Annotated in this window: 21 protein-coding genes and 1 pseudogene; 15 read left to right on the top strand and 7 right to left on the bottom strand. The window is 70.5% G+C overall.

All coding sequences use genetic code 11. From position 1 onward, the window contains the following. Nucleotides 1-130: 130 nt before the first annotated feature. From AW273_RS27815 to AW273_RS38865, 11 genes and pseudogenes are all read left to right on the top strand, one after another. The gene (locus AW273_RS27815; RefSeq protein ID WP_083950099.1) at nucleotides 131-3,370 is read left to right on the top strand and encodes a discoidin domain-containing protein; all 3,240 of its coding nucleotides are present in this window, start codon (nucleotides 131-133) and stop codon (nucleotides 3,368-3,370) included. 341 nt (nucleotides 3,371-3,711) lie between these two features. Beyond that, nucleotides 3,712-5,052, top strand: coding sequence for an L-fuconate dehydratase (locus AW273_RS27810; protein ID WP_062354236.1), 1,341 nt, complete (start codon nucleotides 3,712-3,714; stop codon nucleotides 5,050-5,052). Nucleotides 5,053-5,065: 13 nt separating this feature from the next. Beyond that, complete coding sequence (locus AW273_RS27805; protein ID WP_062354233.1) at nucleotides 5,066-6,130, top strand: sugar ABC transporter substrate-binding protein; 1,065 nt, start codon at nucleotides 5,066-5,068, stop codon at nucleotides 6,128-6,130. Then, nucleotides 6,131-7,633: a sugar ABC transporter ATP-binding protein gene (locus tag AW273_RS27800; protein WP_062354231.1), complete on the top strand. Its 1,503-nt coding sequence runs from the start codon at nucleotides 6,131-6,133 to the stop codon at nucleotides 7,631-7,633. Then, nucleotides 7,626-8,687 carry an ABC transporter permease gene (locus tag AW273_RS27795; protein WP_083950097.1) on the top strand — a complete coding sequence of 354 codons (1,062 nt, stop codon included), beginning with the start codon at nucleotides 7,626-7,628 and terminating at the stop codon, nucleotides 8,685-8,687. The genes AW273_RS27800 and AW273_RS27795 overlap by 8 nt, the downstream gene beginning before the upstream one ends. Nucleotide 8,688: 1 nt before the next feature. Continuing rightward, nucleotides 8,689-9,858 (top strand): ROK family transcriptional regulator, encoded by a 1,170-nt coding sequence (locus tag AW273_RS27790; protein WP_063910127.1) that lies wholly within the window; start codon nucleotides 8,689-8,691, stop codon nucleotides 9,856-9,858. Between the two features lie 168 nt (nucleotides 9,859-10,026). Continuing rightward, entirely contained in the window at nucleotides 10,027-10,590 is a 564-nt protein-coding gene (locus AW273_RS27785; RefSeq protein WP_062354228.1) for a hypothetical protein, read from the top strand. A gap of 10 nt (nucleotides 10,591-10,600) precedes the next feature. Continuing rightward, on the top strand, nucleotides 10,601-11,689 hold the full coding sequence (locus tag AW273_RS27780) for a sensor histidine kinase (protein ID WP_062354225.1): 1,089 nt from the start codon (nucleotides 10,601-10,603) through the stop codon (nucleotides 11,687-11,689). Continuing rightward, nucleotides 11,686-12,327, top strand: a complete 642-nt coding sequence (locus tag AW273_RS27775) for a response regulator (protein ID WP_062354222.1) — start codon at nucleotides 11,686-11,688, stop codon at nucleotides 12,325-12,327. Before AW273_RS27780 ends, AW273_RS27775 begins: the two co-directional genes overlap by 4 nt. 88 nt (nucleotides 12,328-12,415) lie before the next feature. Continuing rightward, a pseudogene (locus AW273_RS38870) lies at nucleotides 12,416-12,562 on the top strand (BTAD domain-containing putative transcriptional regulator); the annotation flags it as partial. A gap of 34 nt (nucleotides 12,563-12,596) precedes the next feature. Continuing rightward, on the top strand, nucleotides 12,597-12,797 hold the full coding sequence (locus tag AW273_RS38865) for a hypothetical protein (protein WP_062354219.1): 201 nt from the start codon (nucleotides 12,597-12,599) through the stop codon (nucleotides 12,795-12,797). Here AW273_RS38865 and AW273_RS27765 read toward each other — a convergent pair. The 3 genes from AW273_RS27765 to AW273_RS27755 form a co-directional block, all read right to left on the bottom strand. Then, nucleotides 12,794-14,260: an RICIN domain-containing protein gene (locus AW273_RS27765; RefSeq protein ID WP_062354217.1), complete on the bottom strand. Its 1,467-nt coding sequence runs from the start codon at nucleotides 14,258-14,260 to the stop codon at nucleotides 12,794-12,796. The two genes, AW273_RS38865 and AW273_RS27765, sit on opposite strands and share 4 nt — an antisense overlap. Nucleotides 14,261-14,381: 121 nt before the next feature. Further along, nucleotides 14,382-15,788: a class II fumarate hydratase gene (locus AW273_RS27760; RefSeq protein ID WP_062354418.1), complete on the bottom strand. Its 1,407-nt coding sequence runs from the start codon at nucleotides 15,786-15,788 to the stop codon at nucleotides 14,382-14,384. Beyond that, a complete protein-coding gene (locus tag AW273_RS27755) occupies nucleotides 15,788-17,500 on the bottom strand; it encodes an NAD-dependent malic enzyme (protein WP_062354415.1) in 1,713 nt (570 codons plus the stop codon). The genes AW273_RS27760 and AW273_RS27755 overlap by 1 nt, the downstream gene beginning before the upstream one ends. A 345-nt stretch (nucleotides 17,501-17,845) precedes the next feature. Here AW273_RS27755 and AW273_RS27750 point away from each other — a divergent pair, with 345 nt between their 5' ends. After that, entirely contained in the window at nucleotides 17,846-18,049 is a 204-nt protein-coding gene (locus AW273_RS27750) for a cold-shock protein (RefSeq protein WP_030455501.1), read from the top strand. 53 nt (nucleotides 18,050-18,102) lie between these two features. On the opposite strand, the gene AW273_RS27745 is transcribed toward AW273_RS27750, so the two are convergent. Both AW273_RS27745 and AW273_RS27740 read right to left on the bottom strand, forming a co-directional pair. Next, nucleotides 18,103-18,489: a VOC family protein gene (locus tag AW273_RS27745; protein ID WP_062354412.1), complete on the bottom strand. Its 387-nt coding sequence runs from the start codon at nucleotides 18,487-18,489 to the stop codon at nucleotides 18,103-18,105. A gap of 10 nt (nucleotides 18,490-18,499) precedes the next feature. Continuing rightward, on the bottom strand, nucleotides 18,500-18,802 hold the full coding sequence (locus AW273_RS27740) for a hypothetical protein (RefSeq protein WP_062354408.1): 303 nt from the start codon (nucleotides 18,800-18,802) through the stop codon (nucleotides 18,500-18,502). Nucleotides 18,803-18,920: 118 nt separating this feature from the next. On the opposite strand from AW273_RS27740, the gene AW273_RS27735 reads away from it, so the two are divergent. From AW273_RS27735 to AW273_RS27725, 3 genes are all read left to right on the top strand, one after another. Next, nucleotides 18,921-19,778: a helix-turn-helix transcriptional regulator gene (locus tag AW273_RS27735; RefSeq protein ID WP_062354215.1), complete on the top strand. Its 858-nt coding sequence runs from the start codon at nucleotides 18,921-18,923 to the stop codon at nucleotides 19,776-19,778. Nucleotides 19,779-19,851: 73 nt separating this feature from the next. Beyond that, on the top strand, nucleotides 19,852-20,775 hold the full coding sequence (locus tag AW273_RS27730) for an SMP-30/gluconolactonase/LRE family protein (protein ID WP_062354212.1): 924 nt from the start codon (nucleotides 19,852-19,854) through the stop codon (nucleotides 20,773-20,775). A 127-nt stretch (nucleotides 20,776-20,902) separates the two neighbouring features. Continuing rightward, the gene (locus AW273_RS27725) at nucleotides 20,903-22,045 is read left to right on the top strand and encodes a pectate lyase (protein WP_062354209.1); all 1,143 of its coding nucleotides are present in this window, start codon (nucleotides 20,903-20,905) and stop codon (nucleotides 22,043-22,045) included. Between the two features lie 49 nt (nucleotides 22,046-22,094). On the opposite strand, the gene AW273_RS27720 is transcribed toward AW273_RS27725, so the two are convergent. Next, nucleotides 22,095-23,912, bottom strand: a complete 1,818-nt coding sequence (locus tag AW273_RS27720) for a discoidin domain-containing protein (RefSeq protein ID WP_198168396.1) — start codon at nucleotides 23,910-23,912, stop codon at nucleotides 22,095-22,097. 68 nt (nucleotides 23,913-23,980) lie between these two features. Further along, a complete protein-coding gene (locus tag AW273_RS27715) occupies nucleotides 23,981-24,952 on the bottom strand; it encodes a substrate-binding domain-containing protein (RefSeq protein WP_198168395.1) in 972 nt (323 codons plus the stop codon). Nucleotides 24,953-24,972 lie beyond the last annotated feature (20 nt).

Genomic DNA, 24,972 nt, shown 5'->3' with positions numbered 1-24,972 from the left:
AAACCCCCAGGGGCAGTAAGCGCGCCGGTGACCGCTTGTGGCGGGTGGTCACCGGTGCGTTCTCCATCGGCGGCTCTCGGTGATCACGGGCCGTCGTCTCGTCCCCGTCCCCTCCTGCACTGGAGACCCCATGTCAGGTATCCCGCGCCTGCGCGCGATTCTGGGTGTGCTGGCCCTGATCGTCGTCGCACTGGTGCCCGCCGCACCCGCTCACGCGGCGCCGCCACCCACAAATGGTTTCGAGAAGGTCCGGCTCGACGGCGGCCTGTCGATGGGCGAGCCCATCGAGCTGTCCGTGCTGCCCGACGGCAAGGTGCTGTACATCAACCGCGGCACCAGCGCCGGCGGCGGCCAGGTCCGCCTGTACGACCCGGCCACCCGGGCGACGACGGTCGCCCTCACCCTCCCGCTCGACGCCCGGTTCGAGGACGGACTGATCGGCATCACCCTCGACCCGGGCTTCGCGGCCAACCGCTGGGTCTACCTCTTCTACTCGCCGAAGGTGACCCCGCTGGTGAACCGGATCTCCCGGTTCACCTTCACCACCGGTACCAACACGCTGACCGGTGAAGACATGATCATCGAGTGGCCGACCGAGCGGAACCTCTGCTGCCACTCGGCCGGATCGATGAGCTGGGACGGCAACGGCAACCTCTACTTCGCGGTCGGCGACAACACCAACTCCGGCGGCGACTCGGCCGGAATGGCGCCGATCGACGAGCGCACCAGCCGCGACCCCCAGTACGACGCGCAGCGCACGTCGGGCAACACCAACGACCTCCGGGGCAAGATCAACCGCATCCACCCGGAGGCCGACGGGACCTACACCATCCCCGCGGGCAACCTGTTCCCGCCCGGCACGGCGCGGACGCGGCCGGAGATCTACGTCATGGGGACGCGCAACCCGTACCGGATCTGGGTCGACAAGCAGGGCGGCGACACCCTTTATTGGGGCGAGGTCGGGCCGGACGCCGGCGCGACCATCGCCAACCGCGGACCGGCCGCCTACGACGAGTGGAACCGCGCCACCAGCGCGGGCAACTACGGCTGGCCCTACTGCGGCGGCCCCAACGTCGCCTACAACGACTGGGACTTCGCGGCCAACGCGCCCCGGGGCTGGTTCCCGTGCGGCGGGACCACCGGCCCGGTCAACGACTCGCCGCGCAACACCGGCCTCCAGCAGCTCCCGCCCACGCGGGGCGCGCTGGTGTGGGAGCAGCACGGCGGCAGCAAGGAGTGGCCGGCCCTCGACCAGCCCGGCGGTTGCGGCTCGCCGAACCACGCCGAGGTCTACCACTACGACCCCGATCTCAACAGCGCGGTGAAGTGGCCGCCGTACTACGACAACAAGCTGATCATCACCGAGTACTGCCGCAACTGGATCAAGGAGGTCCAGTTCGGCGACGGCAACCCCGCCACCGGCACCCCGACGATCATCGAACCTGTGCTCGCCGGGATGCCGTTCGTCCACCCGATCGACATGGAGTTCGGCCCCGACGGGTCGCTCTACCTGCTCGAATACGGCAGCGGGTACTTCTCCGGAGCCGCCGACGCCGCTCTCGTCAAGATCAACTACGTGCAGGGCGGCCGGTCGCCGGTCGCGGTGGCCACGGCCAGTGTCGACAACGGGCTCACTCCGCTGACCGTGCAGTTCTCCAGCGCGGGCAGCAACGACCCCGACGGCAACCCGCTCACCTACGCGTGGGACTTCGACGACAACGGCACCACCGACTCGACGGCGGCCAACCCGTCGCACACGTACACGACCAGCGGCGACAAGAGGGCCCGGCTGACCGTCAGCGACGGGACCATGACCGGCACCACCCTGATCCCGGTCGTGGTGGGCAACAACCGGCCGGTCGTCAACGTCGGCGGGCTCCCCAACGGCGGCCTGTTCTCCTGGGACGAGCGCCTGACCGCCTCCGCCTCGGCCACCGACGCCCAGGACGGCACGGTCCCGTGCGCCAACGTGGTCGTCCGGGCCGCGCTGGGGCACCAGGAACACGCCCACGAGGAGGGCGAGGGCACCGGCTGCGGCGCCTCCTTCGACGTCGGCCCGGTGCACGCCGGTCCCGACTCGGTGCTGTTCTGGGTGATCAGGGCCTCCTACACCGACCGCGGCGCGACCGGCACGGTGCCGCTGACGGGCGAGCGGGAGATCACCCTGTGGCCCAAGCAGTGGCAGGCCGAGCACTACGTGACCCTCAACGGGCCGCGTGTCGTCGACCAGGCCCAGGCCGAGGGCGGCAAGCGGCTCGGCGACATCCAGAACGGCGAATGGGTGCGCCACCACGCGGTGAACCTCCAGGGAATCACCGGGGTCAGGGCCCGGGTCTCCAGCGCCAACGCCGGGGGAGTGCTCTCCTTCCGGTACGACTCCCCGACCGGCCCCGTGGTCGCCGGCGTCAACGTGACCAACACCGGCGGCTGGGACGACTACGTGGAGCTGACCGCTCCCGTGAGCGCCCCGACCGGCACGCGCGACCTGTACCTGACCTTCTCTGGCGCGGCCGGCCCGGCACTGTTCGACGTCGACAGCTACACCTTCACCGGACCCGGCGTCTCGACGCCGATCTCCGGTGGCGGCGACCTCGCGCAGGGCAGGCCGGTCACGGTGTCGAGCACGGAGGCCGGGGTGAACGTCGCGGCCAACGCGGTCGACGGCAACGGCGCCACCCGCTGGTCCAGCCTGTACGCCGACCCGCAGTGGATCACGGTGGACCTGGGGGCGTCCTACGACGTCAACCGGGTCAGGCTGAACTGGGAGGCGGCCTACGGCCGTCAGTACCGGGTGGAGGTCTCCCCGAACAACAGCACCTGGACGGTCCTGTCGAACCAGACCGCCTCGGACGGGGGAGTGGACGATCTCTCCGTCAGTGGCACGGGGCGGTATGTCCGTATATATGGAACCCAGCGCGCGCTGACGCAGTACGGCTACTCGCTCTGGGACCTCAACGTGTACGGCACTCCGGCCGGCGGGATCGCCCAGGTGTTGTCCCGGAGCAGACCGGTGACGGTGTCGAGCACGGAGGCCGGGGCCAACGTCGCGGCCAACGCGGTCGACGGCAACGGCGCCACCCGCTGGTCCAGCCTCTACGCCGACCCGCAGTGGATCACCGTCGACCTCGGCCAGACCCGGTCCATCTCCCGGGTCCGGCTCCAGTGGGAGGCGGCCTACGGCCGGCAGTACCGGGTGGAGACCTCCAATGACAACAGCTCCTGGACGGTCGTGCACACCCAGACGGCCGGCGACGGCGGCGTCGACGACCTCGCGGTGACCGGAACCGGGCGATACGTCCGGATCTACGGCACCCAGCGGGCCACCGCATGGGGCTATTCGCTCTGGGAGTTCGACGTCCACGGCGTCTAGGCAGGTCAGCCCGAGGGCCGCGACGGACCACGAGGTCGGTCGCGGCCCTGCGGAATCATCGGATCTCTTTCCGGTTGCGGCTATTGACATGCCTGTAACACGCGGGGCATTCTTCTTGAGAACCAAACATCGGATGTCTGGAGAGTAACCGAGAAGACGGCCGCGGGGTCTTCCGCCCGGCGGCGACCTGCGGAATTCTGATCCCACCTGGGATCGGTCCACGGTGCCACAAGGAGCCGTGTCCGCAAATTAATCGGATCTTTATCTCGAAAGGCTTTCGTATACGACCGCCCGGCGGTAGCGCCGGTCTCTAACATTAATCGGATGTGTCTGGAGCTCGCATGAGGGTCATCTCCCTGGAGACGCACGACATCCGGTTCCCGACCTCGACGGAACTCGACGGTTCCGACGCGATGAACCCCGACCCCGACTACTCGGCGGCGTACGTGGTGCTGCGGACCGAGGACGAGAAGGGACACGGATTCGCGTTCACCATCGGACGCGGCAACGACGTGCAGACCGCCGCCATCAAGGCGCTCGAAGGTCACATCGTCGACCGTGACTGCTCCGACCTGGGAGCCGTCTACCAGGACCTCATCGGCGACTCGCAGTTGCGCTGGCTCGGACCGGAGAAGGGCGTCATGCACATGGCGATCTCCGCCGTCATGAACGCCCTGTGGGATCTGAAGGCCCGCCGCGAGGGCAAGCCGCTCTGGCTGCTGCTCGCCGAGATGAGCCCGGAGGAGATCGTCTCCCTGGTCGACTTCCGCTACATCACCGACGCCCTTACCTCAGGCGAGGCCCTGGAGATCCTCCGCGCCGCGCAGCCGGGCCGGGCCGGCCGCATCGCGGCCCTGCGGGAGCACGGCTATCCCGCGTACACGACGTCGCCGGGCTGGCTCGGCTACGACGACGACAAGCTTCGGCGCCTCTGCAAGGAGGCCCTCGACGAGGGATTCCCGCAGATCAAGCTGAAGGTCGGCGCCGACCTCGACGACGACGTCCGCCGCATGCGGATCGCCCGCGAGGTCTGTGGCGACGGTTTCCCGATCGCGATCGACGCCAACCAGAGATGGGATGTCTCCGACGCGATCCGCTGGGTGAAGGCACTGGCCGAGTTCGGCCCCTGGTGGGTGGAGGAACCCACCAGCCCGGACGACGTCATCGGCCACGCCGCGATCGCACGCGCGGTCGCGCCCGTCCCGGTCGCCACCGGGGAGCACGTGCAGAACCGGATCGTGTTCAAGCAGCTCCTCCAGTCGGAGGCCATCTCCTACCTGCAGCTCGACGCGGCGCGCGTCGGGGGCGTCAACGAGAACATCGCCATCCTGCTGCTGGCCGCCAAGTTCGGCGTCCCCGTCTGCCCGCACGCGGGCGGGGTCGGGCTGTGCGAGCTGGTCCAGCACCTGGCCATGTTCGACTTCGTCTCCGTCAGCGGGTCGAAGGAGGGCCGGGTGATCGAGTACATCGACCACCTGCACGAGCACTTCGTCGACCCGGTGGTCATCCGGGACGGCAGCTACGTGGCGCCCGAAGCAGCCGGATTCAGCTCGGCGATGCGACCCGCGTCGCTCGCCGCGTTCACCTATCCATGGGGTCAGTACTGGACCAGCGCAGTGGCCCAGAGCTCCCCCGCGGCGGAGGCGCGCAGAACCTCCGCCGTCACTCACCCCCCGTCCTGAAAGGCCGATCGGCATGAAACTTCTGTCCGTCGCCGCCAGCGCCGCCGTGCTCGCCCTGGGCCTGGCGGCCTGCGGGTCGTCCGACACCCCCGACTCCGCAGCGAGCGCCAACCCCGGCGAGTCGGCTCCCGCGGCCGCCGCCGGCGGCGGCAAGGTCGGCGTGGACTTCCCGCGCGCCGACTCCGACTTCTGGAACTCGTACAACAAGTACGTGCCCGAGATCGCCACCCAGGACGGCGTCGAGCTGATGCCGCCGACCAACTCCCAGAACGACGTCGCCAAGCTGGTCGCCAACACCCAGGCGCTGGTCAGCCAGGGCGCCAAGGCGATCATCATGGCCCCGCAGGACACCGGCGCCATCGCCTCGACGCTCGACTCGCTCGCGAGCAAGCAGATCCCGGTCGTCACCGTGGACACCCGCCCCGACAAGGGCGACGTCTACATGGTCGTGCGCGCCGACAACCGCGCCTACGGCACCAAGGCGTGCGAGTTCCTCGGCGAGAAGCTCGGCGGCAAGGGCAAGGTCGTGCAGCTCATGGGCGCTTTGGCCTCCATCAACGGCCGTGACCGCGCCGAGGCCTTCCGCGACTGCATGAAGGAGAAGTTCCCCGGGATCACCGTCTTCGAGGAGCCGACGGAGTGGGAGGGCAGCAAGGCCGCGTCCATGCTGCAGACCCGCCTGGAGCAGAACCCCGACATCAAGGGCATCTACATGCACGCCGGCGGGGTGCACCTGGCCCCGACCCTCCAGGTCCTGAAGGCCAAGGGCCTCCTGGTCAAGCCGGACGACCCCAAGCACATCTTCGTCGTGTCCAACGACGGCATCCCGGCCGAGTTCGAGGCCATCCGCGCCGGCGAGATCGACGCGACCGTCTCGCAGCCGGCCGACCTCTACGCCAAGTACGCCGTCTACTACGCGAAGGCCGCTCTGGAGGGCAAGACCTTCCAGCCCGGCCCGACCGACCACGACAGCAACATCATCCAGCTCCCCAACGGCCTGGAGGACCAGCTCCCCGCGCCGCTGGTGACCGCGGAGAACGTCGACGACCCCAACCTCTGGGGCAACCAGGTCAAGTAGATGAGCACCTCATCGAACGCGGCGGCGGTCGAGGCGCGCGGGATCACCAAGCGCTTCGGCCCCACCGTCGCACTCAACGACGCCGGCCTCACCATCAAGCAGGGCGAGACGCACGCCCTCATCGGGCGCAACGGCGCCGGCAAGTCGACCCTCGTGTCGATCCTGACCGGCCTGCAGCGCCCCGACGCCGGTGAGGTCCGGTTCGCGGGCGAGCCGGCTCCGCCGCTCGCCGACCGCGACGCGTGGAAGGCCCGCGTGGCCTGCGTCTACCAGAAGTCCACGATCATCCCCGCGCTGACCGTGGCCGAGAACCTCTTCATCAACCGCCAGACCGAGGGCAGGGTCATCAACTGGCGCGCCATGCGCGCCCGCGCCACCGCCCTCCTCGACCAGTACCACGTCGACGTCGACCCGTCGGGGCTCGCCGGCGACCTGGGCGTCGAGCAGCGGCAACTCGTCGAGATCGCCCGCGCGCTCTCCTTCGGCGCGCGGTTCATCATCCTCGACGAGCCGACCGCCCAGCTCGACGGCCCGGCCATCGGACGCCTCTTCGACCGCATGCGCGACCTGCGGGAGCAGGGCGTCACGATGATGTTCATCTCGCACCACCTCGAAGAGGTGTACGAGGTCTGCCAGAGCGTCACCGTCTTCCGCGACGCCCGCCACATCGTCACCAGCACCGTGGCGGACCTCCCGCACGACGCGCTGGTGGCCGCGATGACCGGCGAGCACGCCGTCACCTACGAGGCCAAGGCCCGGACGGTCGACGAGAAGGCCGGGGTCGTCATCGAGGTGCGCGGCCTCAACTCCGCGGGCCGCTACCACGACGTCGACCTGACCGTGAAGGCCGGCGAGATCGTGGGCCTGGCCGGATCGGGCAGCAGCGGCAAGGTCGGCCTGGCCGAGAGCATCGTCGGGCTGCGCCGCGCCGACAGCGGCGTCATCACGATCAACGGCAAGCGGCCGAAGCCGGGCGACGTGCCGTCGGCGCTGGCCGCCGGGGTGGGTTTCGTTCCGCAGGACCGCCACCACGAGGGCTTCGTGCCCCTGCTGTCGGTCGGCGAGAACGCGACCATGCCGATCGCCGGCAAGCTCGGCCGCTTCGGGATGATCTCGCCCGAGAGGCGCCGGGCCCGCGCCCGCACGATGATCCAGGAGCTCGACATCAAGACCGAGGGCCCCGACCAGCCGGTCGGCGACCTGTCGGGCGGCAACGCCCAGAAGGTCGTGATGGCCCGTGCCCTGGTCGACGACCCGGCCGCGCTGGTCGTCATCAACCCCACCGCCGGCGTCGACGTCAAGGCCAAGCAGTCGCTGCTCGGCTCGGTCGAGGACGCCGCGCAGCGGGGGGCGGCAGCCGTGCTGGTCAGCGACGAACTCGACGACCTGCGAATCTGTGACCGGGTCCTGGTGATGTTCCACGGCCGGGTGATCAAGGACGTGCCACGCGGATGGTCGGACAACGACCTCGTGGCCGCTATGGAGGGTGTCAGTCATGAGTGATCGGCAGGGGCGCCGCGCCCCGACACTGCCGAAGACCCCGGCGGCGTCGGCGAACGGCTCCGGCCCGGCCCCGGCGCTCGCCGCCCGGCCGGGCTTCCGGCTGAGCCGGTTCCGCGACCTGACGCTGGTGCCGGTCATCGTGGTGCTGCTGATCGTCGGGTCGTTCATCGACCCGGTGTTCCTCACCCCGGGCAACCTGACGAACGTGCTGCAGCAGCAGTCGGCGCTGGCCCTGGTCGTGCTGGCCGAGGCGCTCATCCTGATCGCCGGCAAGTTCGACCTGTCGCTGGAGTCGATCGTCGGCATGGCCCCCGCCGTGGCGGTCATGCTCGTCATCTCCACCGGCGACGGCGGCTTCGGCCTGGGCCTGCCGCCGGCGATGGCCGTGGTGTTGTGCCTGCTCATCGGCGCGCTGATCGGGGCCTTCAACGGCTTCCTCATCCTGCGCTACCAGCTCTCGGCCTTCGTCGTCACGCTCGCGATGCTGATCGTCGTGCACGGCCTGCACCTCGGCCTGACCGGCGGCAAGAGCCTCTTCGCCCTGCCCGAGTCGTTCACCTACCTCGGCAGCGCGGTCTGGCTCGGCCTGCCCGCCGCCATCTGGATCACCGGCGTGCTGTTCGCCGTCGGCATGGCCGCCCTCGGCTACTTCCGCTCCGGCCGTTCCCTCTACGCCATCGGCGGCAACGCCGACGCGGCCAGGGCGGCGGGCATCCGCGTGGAGCGGGTCGTGCTGGCGGTCTTCGTCATCGGCGGCACCCTCGCGGCGCTCGCCGGGATCCTGGAGACCGGCCGCCTCGGCGGCATCAGCGCCAACCAGGGCGTCGGCTGGATCTTCATGGTCTTCGCCGCGGCCGTCATCGGCGGCGTCAGCATGGACGGCGGCAAGGGCACCATCCTCGGCGCCCTCACCGGTGTCCTGGTCATCGGCCTGGTCGAGAACATCCTGACGCTCCAGGGCGTGCCCGGCGAGTGGAAGCAGCTCGTGTACGGCGGCATCATCCTGGTCGCCCTGATGATCAGCCGGCTGGCCGGCGGGAGGGCCCAGGACTAGCGTGACGACCGGCCGCGCCACCCTGCGCAGGGACAACCTGTCCCGCGTGCTCCGGCACCTGCGCGACCACGGGACCTGCTCCCGCGCGGACGTGGTGGAGGCGACCGGTCTGCACCGGGCCACCGTCTCCTCCCTGATGGCCGAGCTGATGTCGCTCGGTTTGGCGCGGGAGGCGGGCACCTCCTCGGCGGGGGCCATCGGGCGGCCACGGCGTGACGTGGCCCTCGACGGCTCCCACGTGGGGGCCCTGGGCCTGGAGATCAACGTGGACTACGTGGCCGCCCACGGCTCCGACCTGGGCGGCCGCGTCCTGTTCTCCAGCCGTGAGGGCTTCGACGCGGCCGGCGCGGGCCTCTCCGCGTGCCTGGCCGAACTGGTCCGCGTCACCCGCCGGGCGGCGGGCGAGATGGGCTCGCTGGCCGGCGTCGTGGTGGCCGTGCCCGGCCTGGTCTCCGGCGGCGTGGTCACCTTCGCCCCGAACCTCGGCTGGCGGCAGGTGCCCCTGGCCGACCTGCTCCACGCCGAACTGGGCCTGCCGGTCGGCGTGGGCAACGACGCGAACCTGGCGGCGCTGGCCGAACACGCGTGCGGCGTGGCGGCGGGCACGCCCGACATGGTCTACCTGACCGGCGAGGTCGGCGTGGGCGGCGGCATCATCGTGGACGGCCGGTTACTCCGCGGCGCCGACGGCTTCTCGGGGGAGACGGGCCACCTGCTCGTGGACCCCGGCGGCGAGAGATGCGGCTGCGGCCGCACCGGATGCTGGGAGACGAAGGTCGGACTGGCGGCACTCGACCCCGCCGGAGCCACCTCGACCGACCCGGACACGCGCGTCGACTCGATCGCGTCGGCCGCCGCGGCCGGCGACCCCCGCACCCTCGACGCGCTGGCCGAGGTGGGCCGCTGGCTGGGCCTGGGCGGCTCGATCCTGGTCAACCTCTTCAACCCCCGCGCGATCGTGGTCGGCGGCTACTTCGCCCGGCTGGCCGAACGGCTGATCCCCCCGGCCCAGGCCGAGCTCGAACGGCGGGTCGTGGCCGGGGGGCGGTGCAGGATCATCGCCTCGGAGCTGGGCTTCGAGGCGGCGTCGCGAGGAGCGGCCGGCACGGTGGTCGACCGTGTCCTCGACGACCCGCTGATCCTCGAATCGGCAGGGCGGCCGGGCAGGTAGTGCGATGACCACGAACGTTCACCCGGCGGGCGGGCCGGAGGCCGCCACCGGCGCGTGACGGCACATGACCGTGGTCGCCGAAGCCGTGACGTCACCATGACCTGCGGCACTTATCCGGAGAAGCCGCCGCTCCTACCGTCGGAATCCCCTCGGTCAAGGAGTCCTCCCATGCCCTCCCCCCTGCTCCGGTTCGGCGCCGTCTGCGGCATCGTCATGGGCCTGTCCGTCGGCGTCCCCGGCGCCGTCGAGGCGTTCACCGGTGAGACGACGATCACCAGCCTCGTCATCGGTCTCGGGGTCGCCTTCGGGCCGCCCGCGCTCACCGCCTTCCACCTGCGGCAGAGCGAGGTCTCCGGCCGGTTCGGCGAGGTCGCGTACGCCGTCAACATGATCGGGCTCTCCCTCTTCGCCGGCATCGCCTTCGCGCTCAACCTGGTCGTCTTCTTCCTCGACGGCGCGGTGACGCGGGAGTTGCTCCTGGGCCCGACGAAGCTCGTCCTGCTCGGCGGTACGGCGGTGTTCGTGGCCGGCACGGTCCTGTTCTCGGCGGCGATGCTGCGTGCGGGCGTCTTCCCCCGGGTGCCCGCCGCCGGGTACGGCGTCACGCTGACCGCGCTGGCGGTCGGCGCGTCGTTGCCGGACGGCGTGCTGACGAGCCTGCTGCACGTCATGGTCGCCGCGACGCTCATCTGGTTGTCACTATCGGTGCGGCGGTATGCGGACCGACCGTAGTCTTTCGGGCATGGCCCTGTCCCGTCCGGTGCCGTGGGTGTCGCCGGTGCTCTACGGCGCGGTCCTCCTCGCGGGTCTGTACGCCTGGCTGGCCGGGGTGGGCGACACCCGGCCGGTGCCGTTCGTGGCGGGGCTGGCGGGGCTGGCCGTCCTCGACCGGTGGGAGCACCGGATCGGCCCGGTGCTGCTGCTGGCCCTGCGGGTGGGGTTGTGCACGCTGGTCGCGTCCGCCGACGGCGCCGGGTTGTCGCGGGTGTTGTTCGTGCTGGTGCCGTTCACGGCCTACTTCACGTTCGGGCGGACGGTCGCCGTGGCGCTCGCCGTGGGGTGCGTCGTCGTCATGGCGGCGGCCGGACTGGTCCGCGACCCGCACTGGCTCGCCGACGCCGGGCAGGTCTCCGATTTGCTGATGTTCTGCGTCGGGCTGGTCCTCGCGGTGACCATGGCGGCGGTGGCGGCCGAGGAGCGCCGGGCACGGATGGAACTGGCCGCCTCGGCGGCGGCGGTCGCCGAACTGTCGGCCACGGCCGAGCGCAACCGGGTGGCCAGGGACATCCACGACGATCTCGGGCACCACCTGACCGCGATCGTGGTGCTGCTGGAGAAGGCCGCGGCGTTCCGTGACCTCGACGCCGAGGCGGCCGACCGGGCGGTCGCCGACGCGCGCGGCTCGGCGCGGCGGGCGCTGGAGGACGTGCGGCGCTCGGTGCGCACCCTGCGCGAGTCCTTCAGCCTCGAAGAGGCCCTGTCCGCCCTGGTCGACGGCCAGACGGATGTGGTCCTGGAGTTCTCCGGCGAGGAGGGCGGCCATGACCCGGCGGCGTTGCGTGCCCTCTACCGGGCGGCGCAGGAGGGCATCACGAACGCCCGGCGGCACGCCCGCGCCACGCGCGTGTCGGTCGCCGCGTCGCTGGACCCGCGGGGCGCGGAGCTGGTGGTCAGCGACGACGGGCGGGGCTTCGTGCCCGGGAGCGAGGGGTACGGGCTGCTCGGCATGCGCGAGCGGGTCGAGCTCGCCGGCGGCCGGGTCGACATCGGCAGCCCGCCCGGCGGGGGCACCCGGCTGACCGTCACCATCCCCCGGAGGAACGCGCCGTGAGCGACGAGCCGGTGCGGGTGCTGGTCGTCGACGACCAGGGGCTGATCAGGGAGGCCATCGCCTCGCTGCTCGGCGTGCAGCCCGGCGTCACCGTGGTCGGCACGGCGGCCGACGGCCACGAGGCGGTCGAGCAGGCGGTCGCCCTGCGGCCCGACATCGTGCTGATGGACGTGCGGATGCCGCGCATGGACGGGGTGCGCGCGGTCGCCGCGCTCCGCGACCGCGCGCCGGAGGTCCGGGTGGTCATGCTGACGACGTTCGACGACGAGGAGTACGTCCTCCAGGCCCTGCGCGCGGGCGCCACCGGCTACCTGCTGAAAGACCTCCCCGCACGGGAACTGGCGGCGGCCGTGCGGCTCGCGCACGCCGGGGTCGCCCAGCTCGACCCGGGGGTCGCCGCCCGCCTGGTGGCGACCGGCGGCGCCCGTGCCCCGCAGGCGCGGGTGCCGCTGACGGCGCGGGAGCTCGACGTGCTGCGGCTGGTGGCCGCCGGGGCGTCGAACCGGGAGATCGCCGACCGGCTCTACCTCAGCGAGGGCACGGTGAAGAATCACATCTCGCGCATCCTCCAGCGGCTCGGCCTGCGCGACCGCACGCAGGCGGCGGTCTACGCCCGCGACCACGGCCTGCTTCCCTAGACCAGGCCCCGCCGGCGGGGCTGGACACCCGCCTGGAACCGGGTCTCGGCGTTGAGCTCGTCGAAGAGGGCGCAGCCTGCGCGGGCTGGTGTCGAACTGGCCCTGGGCCACCGAGGCCGCGCTCCGGGAGATCCGGCCGCTGGTCGAGGCCCATCCGTTGCGCGAGCGGCTGTGTGAGGGCCACATGCCGGCCCTCTACCGGGCCGGGCGGCCCGCCGAGGCGCTCGACAGCTTCCGCGACCTGCGGTGGCCCGCCACCGGGCGACGGCGTGCGCGCCGCCCGCCTGCTCGGCCTCGGCCACCAGATCTGGCGCGACTACGGCCGGCCCCAGATGGGCTCGGCCGACCTGCGCGCGGCCCGGGCCGCCTGCGAGCGGGCGGCCCGGGACCTGGCCGGCGACGCCGCCTACCGGGACGGGTTCGCCGCCGGCGCCGCGCTCGAACCGGGTGAGGCCGTCGACCTCCTCTAGACGGCCGTGCGCGACCACTGCTGGTTGGCGCCCGAGTTGCAGGTGTACTGCTTGAGGATCACCCCGTCGCCCGTCGCGGAGGCGGGCACGTCGACGCACTTGCCGCTGTGCCGGGCCCGGAGCTGGAAGTAACCGCCGTTGGCGACCATCTGGAACTGCTGGTTGGCGCCGGTGCCACAGGTGTACTGGACGAGATCGGCGCCGTCGGCGGTCGAGGCGCTCACCACGTCGAGGCACTTCCCGCTGTGACGGCTGACGATACGCCAGTAGCCGCTGCCGGCGTCCTGGAACTGCCACTGCTGCCACGCGTTGCCGCCGTAGGCGTACTGGCTGACGCGCGTGCTGTTGCCGGTGTTCGGTTGCTGGACGTTCATCGCCTTGCCGCTGTGGCGCGCGTCGATCCGGTACGCCGACGGCGGAGGCGAGTCGTTGACGGCGTCGCCCCAGGCGTACCGGACCCGGTTGGCGCCGTGGCCGTTGCGGGTGGCCAGGTTGAGGGTGGTGCCGCTGCCGCCGAGAGCGAACATCGAGTAGTGGTCGTAGCCGAGACCCGCGGTCACCTTGCCGCCGAGGGCGGGCCAGTAGGTGCCGCCCATCTGGTTGTCCCGCATGACCTGGGCCATGGCGCGGAGGTAGCGCACGAAGTTGTCGGTGCTGTTCGGGTCGCCGTAGTCGAGGCCGGTGGCCATCGGCGCGCCGAACTCGGTCGCGACCGCGCGGGAGGCGCAGTTGCCCAGACGCGTCTGGATGTGGCTCCGGAATTCGTCGTAGGTCATCGCGCTGTAGAAGAAGGCGTAGTAGTGGAAGGACAACAACGTCGCGTTGAAGCGGCTGTCGTTGCAGATGTCCCGCAGGTCCTGGCTGAAGCCGGTGCCGCCGATGAGCACCCGGCCGGGCACCGCCGAGGTGTGATGGCCGAGCCAGTTGGCCGCGACGTCGCGCCACTCCGCCGACGAGTAGCCGTGCGGCTCGTTCATCGGCTCGAAGTAGACGTTGCCGTTCGAACCGTACGTGCTGATGACGCTGGACCACATCGTGTTCCAGGCGGCGAGGTTGGTGATCCGGCCGCCGGAGGCGGCGCCGTCCTCCCAGTAGGCCAGGATGACCTTGAATCCACGCTCGGTGGCGGCGTCGATGGCGCCGCGGTAGGAGTTCCACCAGTTCGCGTTGGCCACGGTGTGCGTGTTGATGGGCAGCCGGACGGTGTTGACGCCCATGAGGTATTCCATGCTGTCGTAGATCGAGTTGGCCTTGGCGCGAACCGTCGCGTTGTTGTCGGACTGACTCAGGCCCTGCACGACGAGCGTGCCGGTGCTGAAGTTGTCACCCAGCACGGCCCAGTTCATGCCCCGGAACTGGCTGGTGGCGGCATGGGCCGACGGCGCGGAGACGACGAGGCCCGCCGCCGCGGTGAACAGGGTCACCACGGCGGCGGTCAGTAACCGGTGGGCGCGAGACACCATGAAACATCCCATCACTAGATGCTGTTAGCGTTAACATCACGTGCGAGGTCATGGGTTGTCAAGAACACGCTGACGCAGGCCAGCTCCGGGTGCGCCCGGCCTGAATGCATTCATGGACGCTTCAGCCGGCCGTCCCCGGGCGGGTCAGCCGTTCGGGCACGACCACCCGGTCGAACAGCGCCTCGTCGACGCCCGACTTCAGCGCCGCCTCCTTCAGGGTCAGGTCTTCGTCGAGCGCCCGGTGGGCGATCTTCGCCGCCCTGTCGTAGCCGATCACCGGGCTCAGGGCCGTCACCATCATGATCGAGCGGTCGACGTACTCCCGCAGCCGGTCCTCGTCCAGGCGGGCGTCGACGACGAGGAACCTGCGGAAGTGGTCGATCACGTCGGTCAGGATGCGGGCCGAGTGGAGCACGTTGTTGATGATCAGCGGGCGGAACGCGTTGAGCTCGAAGTTGCCCTCGGCGCCCGCCGCCGAGACCGCCGTGTCGTCGGCCATCACCTGGATGCAGACCATCAGCACCGCCTCGGCCTGGGTCGGGTTGACCTTGCCCGGCATGATCGAGGAGCCCGGCTCGTTCGACGGCAGGATCAGCTCGTGCAGGCCGCCGCGCGGGCCCGAGCCGAGCCAGCGCATGTCGTTGGCGAACTTGAACAGCGGGACGGCCAGTGCCCTGATCGCCGAGGAGACCCGCACCAGCGCGTCGCACGACGCCTGGGCGGCGAACGGGTTGGCCGCGCCGGTGAACGGGTGGCCGGTCAGCTCGGCGATCTCGGCGGCGACCTCCTCGGCGAAGCCGGGCGGCGCGTTCAGGCCGGTGCCGACGGCGGTGCCGCCGATGGCCAGCCGGTAGAGGCCCTTGGCGGTGGCCGTCAGGTGCTCGGCGGCGTCGTCGAGCTGGGCGGCGTAGCCGGACCACTCCTGGCCGACCGTCAGCGGGGTGGCGTCCTCCAGGTGGGTGCGGCCGATCTTGACCACGTCGGCCCACTGCCGGCTCTTCTCCGCGGCGGCGTCGCGCAGGCGTCGGGCCGCCGGGAGCAGGCCGTCCTCGACGGCCTCCACGGCGGCCAGGTGCATCGCGGTGACGAAGGTGTCGTTGGACGACTGGCCCATGTTGACGTGGTCGTTAGGATGGATCGGGTCCTTGGAGCCCAGCCTGCCCCCGAGGAGCTGGATGGCCCGGTTGGAGATCACCTCGTTGACGTTCATGTTCGACTGGGTGCCGGAGCCGGTCTGCCAGACGTACAGGGGGAACTCGTCGTCGAGTCTCCCGGTGATCACCTCGTCGGCGACCTCCTCGATGGCGTCGGCCTTCCACTGGGGCAGCCGCCCCGCGCGGGCGTTGACGATCGCGGCGGCCTTCTTGACGTAGCCGTAGGCGTGGTAGACGGCCTTCGGCATCCGGTCGTCGCCGATGTCGAAGTGGATCAGTGACCGCTGCGTCTGCGCGCCCCAGAGGCGGTCGGCCGGCACCGGGATCTCGCCGAGCGAGTCGCTCTCCGTGCGGGTCTCCTTGTACGTCGTCATCACCGCTCCCTCGCCCGGACCGGCCGGTACCGCGGCTGCCACATGGTGTCCTGGACCTGCTGGACCGGGTCGCGCAGGGTGGTGCGGGCCAGGTGCTCCCGCGCGGCCTGCTCCGCGACGGCGACCGCGACCGTGGCGGAGATCTCGCGCAGGTTGTCGACCTGCGGCAGCAGCGACGCCCCCGGCAGGGTCGGGTCGACCAGCCCGGCCACGGCCTCGGCGGCGGCCTGGAGCATGCCCCGGCTGACCCGCCGGGCCCGCGACACGATCACGCCCAGCCCCAGGCCAGGGTAGAGCAGCGCGTTGTTGGCCTGGCCGATGACGTGGGTGATGCCGTTGTGGGTGATCGGGTCGATCGGCACGCCGGTCGCGACCAGGGCCCGGCCGTCGGTCCAGCGGATCAAATCGCCCGGCATCGCCTCGATCCGCTCCGTCGGGTTGGAGATCGGGAAGATCACCGGCCGCTCCACGTTCGCGGCCATCGTGCGCACGACCTTCTCGGTGAAGGCGCCGTGCGTCGTGGAGGTGCCCAGCAGCATGGTGGGTTCGACCCGCGCCACCACCTCCTCCAGCCCGCCGCCACCCTCGCTCGCCGGGCGGGCGTAGGGCACCTGGAAGTCGCGCAGGTCGCCCATGTCGTCGGTGAGCAGGCCCTGTTTGTCGATCGGCCAGATGCGGCGGGCCGCCTCCCCGGGGTCGAGGCCGTCGCGGACCATGGCGTCGCGGAGCTGGTCGGCGATGCCGATCCCGGCCGTGCCCGCGCCGAAGACGACGATCCGCTGGTCGCGCATCGGCAGCCCCGACACCTTCACCGCGCTCAGCATGGCGGCCAGCACGATCGCGCCGGTGCCCTGCATGTCGTCGTTGAAGGTGGAGATCCGGTCGGTGTACCTCTCCAGGATCCGCCGGGCGTTGGAGGGCCCGAAGTCCTCCCAGTGCACCATCGCGCCCGGGAACATCCGGGTCGCCGCCGTGACGTAGGCGTCGATGAAGTCGTCGTAGCGCTTCCCCCGCACCCGCGAGTGCCGGTTGCCCACGTAGGCGGGGTCGTTGAGCAGCCCCTCGTTGTCGGTGCCGACGTCGAGCGCGACCGGGATGACGCGGTCGGGGTCGATCCCGGCGGCGGCCGTGTAGACGGCCAGCTTGCCGGCCGCGATGCCGGCGCCGCCGCCCACGCCCCAGTCGCCGATGCCGAGGATCTCCTCGGCGTCCGAGGCGACGATCAGGTCGACGTCGTCGGGGCCCAGCCCCAGGTTGGCGAAGGCGCGCTCGATCCCGCCCGGGTCGTCGACGGACAGGAACACCCCTCGGGGCCTGCGGTATTCGTGACTGTACGTCTCGATCGCCCGCGCGACCGTCGGGTCGTAGACGACGGGGAGCATCTCGCGCAGGTGGTCGCCGAGCAGCCGGTAGTAGAGCGTCTCGTTCCGGTCGCGCAGCCCCTCCAGGTAGACGTTCTTGAGCAGGTCGCCCGGCTGGGCCTGGTATTGGGCGTACACGCGGGGGACCTGCTCGTCGAGCGACTCGACCACCGGCGGCAGCAGGCCGTCGAGCAGCAGTTCCGCGCGTTCCTCCGGCGTGAACGCCGTCCCCTTGTTGAGCATCGGCTCCCGCAGCAGGTCGAGGCCCCGCAGGGACGTCGCGTACGAGCCGTCCGGCTGCTCGGAGAACTCGCGGCGGCCCGTGTCCGGCTTCCTGTTCCCAGGTGACATCGTCACCATCCCCCCGTCTCGCCCAGGAAAGTGGCTGTTCAGCGGGCCGTGCCCCGGCGACACGCCGGGCAAAGTCAGGTTTTCGCCACGAATCACCCTTGATCCGGTTCGGCGGACCCGGGGGGCCAGGTTTTTCCGCACCGCCGTTATAACGGCCGGGGGCGCCGTGATACTGTCGTTTTCAGTTGCAGTTGTGGTTCCCGAAGACTTCAAGTGCCTCACCGTGAAATGAATCGGTGGTGGCACTTTCGTATTTCCGGATCATTTTCCGGTCGGGGTAATCATCGCGGCGACGCGAGGCGCGCACAGTGCGCGTCTCACGGGCAACCCCGAAGGAGAATCGATATGGCTACCGGTACCGTGAAGTGGTTCAACTCGGAAAAGGGCTTCGGCTTCATCCAGCAGGACGGCGGCGGCGCCGACGTCTTCGCCCACTACTCCAACATCGCCGCCTCGGGCTTCCGTGAGCTCCAGGAGGGGCAGCGCGTGAGCTTCGACGTCACCCAGGGCCAGAAGGGCCCGCAGGCCGAGAACATCGTTCCCGCCTGACCTGAGCACGACCCGACCGGGCCCGCGCCACACGGCGCGGGCCCGGTTTTTCGTCACTCCCAGAGGGCCGAGTCGTCGTCGCCGAACGTGCCGGGCGGATCCTCCAGCACGCAGAACCGCAACCCCGCCGGATCGCGCATGATCCACCACCCGCCCTCGGTGAACGCCTCCTTCACCGCGCCGAGCCCTTCGAGCCGCGCCACCTCGGCGTCGAGGTCGTCGGTGTGGATGTCGACGTGCACGCCCGGCGCCCCCTCTCCGAGCCGCTGCACGATGAAGGCGACCCCCGCGCCGGGCGGCGTGGTCCGGTGGAAGTCGGGGAAGGCGCCGAGCCGCGGCATCTCGCGGCCGACGGCCCCCTGCCAGAAGTCCAGTTCCTCGTCGTGGACGTCCGGCGGGACGTCGATGGAGACGGCGTGCAGCCGCGATCGGTGTGTCATGGCGGCCAACCTAGTGAGCGAACACGTCGAAGTGGTCGACGGTGGTCTCGCGGTCGACGAGGAACCGGTCGTCCTGCGGGTAGAAGACGGCCGTGCCCGGCTCGTCGCCGGCGAAGGCGCGGACGGCCTCCCACGACTCCCAGAGGGAGACGAGGAAGAACTCGGTCCGGTCGCCGTCGTCGCGGCGGGTGAAGGTGACGCCCCGGTTGCCGGGGGTGGAGACGTAGCCGGGGTGGCCGGTCTCCATGAGGTAGTCCGCATAGGCGTCGGCGTCTTCTCTCCGGGTCCAGCCGCGCCAGGTCCGCATAATCATGAACACCAGTAAAGCCGTTATGCCGGTGTCGGAGCAAGATCCTGGCTTCCTGGTTCAAGCGTTGACCAACCCCCACAGGGTGTGGCTGGAACCGGACCGGCCGCGAATACTTCAGGACATGAACAGCAGACGGCAACTCGGGGAGTACCTCCGGACGCGGCGCTCCCAGCTTGTGCCAGAGGACGCGGGGGTGGCCACCTACGGCGACCGCCGCCGGGTCCCCGGGCTGCGCCGGGAGGAACTCGCCCTGCTGGCCGGGGTGAGCGCGTCCTACTACTCCCGGCTGGAGCAGGGCCAGGCGGCCAACGCCTCACCCGAGGTGCTCGACGCACTGGCCTCGGCGCTGCGCCTGAACGACACCGAACGCCGCCACCTGCACCAACTGGCGGAGGGCGGCCGTCGGCGGGGCCCCGCGCGACGGCCCGCGCCCGAACGGGTCAGCGCCGCCACACGTCAGCTCGTCGCCGTGCTCGGCGACGTGCCCGTGGTGGTGCTGGGCCGCCGCAGTGATGCGCTGGCCTGGAACACCGCGGGTCAAGCGCTGTACGCCGGCCATCTGTCCCAACGGCCCAACATGGCCCGTCTGGTCTTCCTCGACCCGCACACCCGCGACCTCTACGCCGACTGGCCCGCCAAGGCCCGGGCCGTGGTCGCGACCCTCCGCATGGCCTCCGGACGCCATCCGGACGACCCCGCGATGAACGAGCTGATCGGCGAACTCACCGTCAGGAGCCCCGAGTTCGCCGCGATGTGGGCCGACCACCGCGTCAAGACCGGCGGTGACGCCGTGTACGAGATGCGCCACCCCCTGGTCGGCGGCATGCACGTGACCCAGCAGACACTGCGTGTCACCGACGACCAGGTGGTCGTCGTCGCGACCACCGAACCCGGCTCGCCCTCCCACGCCGCGATGACGCTGCTCGTGCACGGCGTGCACACCGGGGCGGCGTCGCGCTCCACGTACACGACCCACTGACACCCGCTTCTCCGCAGGCGCTCGGACCCGGGCGCCCGATGCCGCACGCCCTCACACGGACAGGACTCCACCAATGCGCACCAGACTGCTCGCCCTCGCGCTCACCACCGGCATGGCCCTGGCGGCCGCGGCGCCGTCCGCCGCGACGCCGTCCCGGATCGCGGTGCACTTCGACCTGGCCAAGGGCCAGCAGCCGGAGAACATCGCCCTCGCCCCCGACGGCACCGCGTATGTCACTTTCGCCGCCGCCAGGCAGGTCGCCGCGATCAGCCCGAAGGGCTCGATCAGGATCCTGGCCACCCTCCCCGCCCCCGCCGACGGCGGCGCGGACGTCCCGGCCCTGGGGTTCGCGCTCACCACCGGCATCGTGCGCGCCGACGACGGCACTCTCCATTTCCTGTACGCCAGCGGCGACCCCGAGACCACCGGCCTCTACCGGCTCAAGCCCGGGCAGAAGCCGCGCCGCATCGCCGCGCTCCCGGCCGACGGCCTGCCCAACGGCCTGGCCTACGACGGACCGGCCAAGACCTTCTACCTCACCGACTCGGCCCTCGGCACCATCTCGGCGGTCCCCCTGAAGGGCGGCGTCGCGAAGGTCTGGTCGTCGGCGCCCGAACTCGCCCCGGCCGGATTCCTCGGAGCCAACGGCATCAAGGTCCGCGACGGCGCCATCTGGGCCACCAACCTGGACAAGGGCACCCTGCTCCGGTTCAGGCCGGGCCGTCCCGTCGAGGTCAGGGCCACCGGCCTGGCCGGCATCGACGACATCGCCTTCACCCGCGACGACCAGGTCGTGGCGACCCTGAACGCGCCGAACCAGGTCGTCACGATCGACGCGGCCGGCCGGGCGAAGCCGCTTCCGGCCACCGGCCTGCAGAACCCCACGTCGGTGGCCCTGCGCGGCAGGACCCTCTACGTGCTCAGCGCCGCCTACCTCACCGGCACCGACCCCAACCTGATGCTCATCGAAGCGCCCCGTCCGGCAGGGCGAGGCTGACGACCGCCCGTAACACCGGATTTCAGAAACGTTCAGCGCCGACCTGGGAGAACGACGTGAGCCTCAGGAGGGGTGGTCAGCCGGGCGCGGATGCTGGCGCCTACGTTCCCGAGCAGCAGGAGGCAGCATGCTGCGCTCATGGCGTCAGAAGGCGCTACTCGTCCTGACGGCCGCGGCGGCCGTCACACCTTTGACGGTGGTGGCGGCGCAGGCGGCGGTCGCCTGCCGGGTGACCTACGCCGTCCAGTCGCAGTGGCCCGGCGGGTTCACCGCCGGGGTCACGCTGACCAACACCGGCGACCCGCTGTCGGCCTGGCGGGTGACCTGGTCGTACACCGCCGGCCAGACCGTCTCGCAGGCGTGGAACGCCACCGTGACCCAGAGCGGGAGCACGGTGACGGCGGCCAGTCTGAGCTACAACGGCGCCGTCGCATCCGGCGCGTCGGTCCAGTTCGGCTTCAACGGCACGTCGGGGTCGAGCAATCCCGCACCGACGAACTTCGCCGTCAACGGCGTGGCCTGCGGCGGCACCCCCACGAGCCCGAGCCCCACGCCCACGAGGACCCCGACCCCGACCCCGACACCTCAGCCCACCGGGTGGCCCACCCCCACGGGGCAGGTGAGCGTCAACGGGACCATCTCCGTCTCCGGCACCCTCGACGGCGGCATGCGGCGCTACTGCTGCATCGGCGACGGCGGGCAGGAGGAGAGCCAGGACCCGGTGTTCCAGCTCGCCAACGGCGCGACCCTGCAGAACGTCATCATCGGCGCGCCCGCCGGCGACGGCGTGCACTGCTCTGGGTCGTGCACGCTGCGCAACGTCTGGTGGGAGGACGTCGGCGAGGACGCCGCGACCTTCCGGGGCAGCGGCGAGCCGACCTTCCTGGTCGACGGCGGCGGCGCCCGGTACGCCGGCGACAAGGTGTTCCAGCACAACGGGGGCGGGACCCTCACGATCCAGAACTTCCAGGCGACCAACTTCGGGACGTTCTACCGCTCGTGCGGCAACTGCTCCACGCAGTACCAGCGGGACGTCGTCATCAGGAACGTCACGCTGACCCGGCCGGGCAACACGGTCGCGGGCGTCAACGTCAACTACGGCGACACCGCCCGGTTCTCGGGGGTGACGATCGTCAACGACTCGGGCCGGTCGATGGTGATCTGCCGCAAGTACAACGGCAACAGCAGCGGCAACGAGCCGACCCAGGTCGGCACGGGGGCCGATTCGACGAACTGCTTCTATTCGGCGTCGGATCTGACGTACCGCTGAAGAAAGGCCGGTCCGATTTCGTCGGACCGGCCCTTCTTCACTTCGGGAATTACGAGGCGTAGGCCTCCAGTTCGTAGATGCGGGCCGCGGTGTCCGAGTTACTCGTCGGCGCGAGCACGTTCACCCGGATATACCGAACATCCCGTTGCGTAAAGGTGTGCGTCGTGATGTTCGCCGTGTTCCCGCGTGGCTGGGCCACGTTGGTCCACGTCGTCCCGTTCGTGCTCACTTGGAGGTCGAAGTCGCGGGTGTTCCAGATCGCCTGCTCGCCGCCGGCCGCGGCGTGCTTCAGGACGATCTTGGCGACCCGCTGGTTGGACCCCATGTCGACCTGGAGCCACTTGTTCGAGCCGAGGGAGCACCACTTGTCGGCGTTGCCGCCGGACACCGAGCCGTTCACGGCCTTGGCCGGGCCCTCGTTCGCGGCGCACGAGGAGTCGGCGGTGGCGGTCTTGTTCAGCGCCAGGTTCGGGTTGCCGGTGGTCTGTGGCACGTACAGCCGGACGTCCGTCAACGAGGCGCTGCCTTCGTACACGTTGGTGTAGAGGTCGCCGATCACGAAGTAGTCGGGGTAGGCCGAACCGGCCGGCCACTGGTTGGGCCAGGTGGTCGAGCCGTTGTTGTCGTTCTGGACCAGGTTTCCGTTGAACTGCCCGTTGTACTCGTCGGCCTTCACGTTGTAGTGCCAGATCGGGTTGTTGCCGACGACGAACGGGCGGTGCATGCGGATGGTCCGCTGGCCCGAACGGGCGAAGTTCCCGGTCACCTCAAGGACGTAGCCGGTCTGGTCGCGTTCGATGGCGAAGGTGTAGAACTCGTTGGGCATGAGCTCCGGCTGGAGTTCGGCCGCCGACGAGAGCTGCTGCTCGGCGACGCCGCCCGAGCAGGGGGTCATGAACCACTGCGAGTTGCCGGCCAGGCCGCCGGGGCCCGGGTTCCAGTTCGGCATGCCGCTGATCCACATGTTGACGGTGTTGAAGTTGCCGTCGCGGTAGTTGTAGTAGGTGTTGGTCGCGGCGTTGCAGACCCGGCCGCCGGTGCCGCTCCCCACCCGGTCAGGGTGCTGGGAGAAGGCGTCCATCAGCACCTTGCGGCGGTAGTGCCAGAAGTGGTTGTTGCGCGGGGCCGGGTTGGCGAAGTCGACGATCGACAGGAAGTGGAAGCCGTTGTAGCCGTAGGTGCCGCGCCGGACGTCCTGCCATTCGCAGTAGGGGGCCGAGGCGTTGCCCGACCAGCCGGGCGAGTTCTCGCCCTCGCCCCACGGGTGCTGCGTCTTGCAGCCGGTGTTGGCGTAACCGTTGGTGCGGCCGTCGTACTCGATCGAGCCGTTGCGTTTGCCGCCGAAGTCGAGCGTCTTGAGCTTGTACTCGATGCGGTAGTAGTCGGGCAGCTTCTGGCTCGGCCGCAGGATGACGCCGCCCGTGTGGTCGGGGACGTTCATCACGGCGACCTTCTCGCTGCCGAGCGTCTGGGTCGTCAGGCTCGGCGGCGCCTCGATGTCGCCGTCCTTGTTCCAGTCGCGGGCCGACAACGAGGCGGTCAGCCAGCCGTTCTGCCCGATGGGGAACTCCTTCCGGTAGGTGTGGAAGGAGTTCAGCGCGGTGGTCCAGGCCGGGCCGTAGTCGTTGCGGTACCACTGGCCCGGGTCGTCCATGATCGTGTCGAACGGCTGGGAGTAGTCGTCGCGCACCCACGGCGCGTTGCCGGTGTTGATCGGGTTGACGAAGTTCTCGTCGTAGAGCAACGTCCAGCCAGGCCGGGTCGGGTCGTCGGCCTGGGCGGGGGTGCTCGTCAGGGTCAGCGCCGAGCTGGTCAGCAGCAGCGCCAGCGCCGCTCGGCGTGCGGCTCTGGCTCTTCGTGTACGCAATGCGCAACCTCTCTGGGTGAGAAGGGGTGGCGTCGCCGCCCGCCACCCCGGCGGGTGAAAGGGGAAGGTCAGAAGCTGCCGTCCGGGTTCTGGAACTGGGCGGCGTTGTCCTTGGTGACCATCGGGGAGGGCACGACCGTGTCCTTCTCGACGTTCGCCGCGCCGCCGAGGATCTCCACCGCGCGGTCCAGGCCCTTGGCACCGATGATGTCGGCGTCGTTCAGGCCGGTCACCTTGTAGTTGGTGCCGTCGAGGATGGCCTTCAGCGCCTCGGCCTGGCCGTCGACGCCGGCGATGATGATGCCGTCGGACAGGCCCGCGTCGGCGATGGCGCGCTGGGCGCCCAGGCACATGGCGTCGTTCTCGCAGAACACCGCCTTGATGTCCTTGTTGGTGGCGAGCAGGCTCTCCATGACGGTCAGGCCGCCGTCGGAGCCCCAGTTGCCGAAGTCGGGCGCCTCGACCAGCGTGAACTTGGAGTCGGCCGACAGGACCGACTTGACGCCGTTGGTGCGGGCCAGGCCGATGCTGTTGTCGGCGGGGCCGCCCTTGATGATGGCGACCTTGCCGCCGTCGGGCAGCGCGGTCGACAGGTATTCGCCGTTCTGGCGGCCGATGGCCTCGTTGTCCGGGCCGATCCAGCTCGTGTACTCGCCGGTCTGGAACTTGCGGTCGACCAGCACGACCGGCTTGCCGGCCGCCTTGATGCTGTTCAGCACGGCGGGGGCCGACTCCAGCGGGCCGCCGGAGATGATGACGGCGTCGACGTTCTTGGTCAGCAGGTCTTCGACGTTGCCGGCCAGCTTGGCGGCGTCGCCGTTGGCGTCGGTGCTGATGATCTCGACGTTGCCCTTCTTCTGGGCCTGGGCGGCGATCGCCTTGTCCATGCCGCTGAAGTAGGGGCCGCTCAGCATGAAGTTGGCGACGCCGATGGTGTAACCACTGTCGGCCTGGGTGGCCGGCTCCGCCGAGCCGCCCGAGGAGCAGGCGGTCAGCATCGCAAGGCACAGGCCGGCGCCGGCCAGGATTCTCTTGGACATCACGGTGTTTCTCCTGGGGG

It is taken from the genome of Herbidospora yilanensis, from assembly GCF_001570565.1.
GTDB lineage: Bacteria > Actinomycetota > Actinomycetes > Streptosporangiales > Streptosporangiaceae > Herbidospora > Herbidospora yilanensis.
Note: the sequence above shows the minus strand (reverse complement) of the source record. Positions and strands in the feature narration are given on the sequence as shown.

Excerpts from the sequence above, each read along its gene's own strand:
- AW273_RS27805 (WP_062354233.1), top strand. The coding sequence starts at position 5,066 with ATGAAACTTCTGTCCGTCGCCGCCAGCGCCGCCGTGCTCGCCCTGGGC.
- AW273_RS27740 (WP_062354408.1), bottom strand. The coding sequence starts at position 18,802 with ATGATTATGCGGACCTGGCGCGGCTGGACCCGGAGAGAAGACGCCGAC.
- AW273_RS27760 (WP_062354418.1), bottom strand. The coding sequence starts at position 15,788 with ATGACGACGTACAAGGAGACCCGCACGGAGAGCGACTCGCTCGGCGAG.
- AW273_RS27800 (WP_062354231.1), top strand. The coding sequence starts at position 6,131 with ATGAGCACCTCATCGAACGCGGCGGCGGTCGAGGCGCGCGGGATCACC.
- AW273_RS27765 (WP_062354217.1), bottom strand. The coding sequence starts at position 14,260 with ATGGTGTCTCGCGCCCACCGGTTACTGACCGCCGCCGTGGTGACCCTG.
- AW273_RS27815 (WP_083950099.1), top strand. The coding sequence starts at position 131 with ATGTCAGGTATCCCGCGCCTGCGCGCGATTCTGGGTGTGCTGGCCCTG.
- AW273_RS27795 (WP_083950097.1), top strand. The coding sequence starts at position 7,626 with ATGAGTGATCGGCAGGGGCGCCGCGCCCCGACACTGCCGAAGACCCCG.
- AW273_RS27750 (WP_030455501.1), top strand. The coding sequence starts at position 17,846 with ATGGCTACCGGTACCGTGAAGTGGTTCAACTCGGAAAAGGGCTTCGGC.
- AW273_RS27730 (WP_062354212.1), top strand. The coding sequence starts at position 19,852 with ATGCGCACCAGACTGCTCGCCCTCGCGCTCACCACCGGCATGGCCCTG.
- AW273_RS27725 (WP_062354209.1), top strand. The coding sequence starts at position 20,903 with ATGCTGCGCTCATGGCGTCAGAAGGCGCTACTCGTCCTGACGGCCGCG.
- AW273_RS27785 (WP_062354228.1), top strand. The coding sequence starts at position 10,027 with ATGCCCTCCCCCCTGCTCCGGTTCGGCGCCGTCTGCGGCATCGTCATG.
- AW273_RS27745 (WP_062354412.1), bottom strand. The coding sequence starts at position 18,489 with ATGACACACCGATCGCGGCTGCACGCCGTCTCCATCGACGTCCCGCCG.
- AW273_RS27780 (WP_062354225.1), top strand. The coding sequence starts at position 10,601 with ATGGCCCTGTCCCGTCCGGTGCCGTGGGTGTCGCCGGTGCTCTACGGC.
- AW273_RS27715 (WP_198168395.1), bottom strand. The coding sequence starts at position 24,952 with ATGTCCAAGAGAATCCTGGCCGGCGCCGGCCTGTGCCTTGCGATGCTG.
- AW273_RS27810 (WP_062354236.1), top strand. The coding sequence starts at position 3,712 with ATGAGGGTCATCTCCCTGGAGACGCACGACATCCGGTTCCCGACCTCG.
- AW273_RS27755 (WP_062354415.1), bottom strand. The coding sequence starts at position 17,500 with ATGTCACCTGGGAACAGGAAGCCGGACACGGGCCGCCGCGAGTTCTCC.
- AW273_RS27735 (WP_062354215.1), top strand. The coding sequence starts at position 18,921 with ATGAACAGCAGACGGCAACTCGGGGAGTACCTCCGGACGCGGCGCTCC.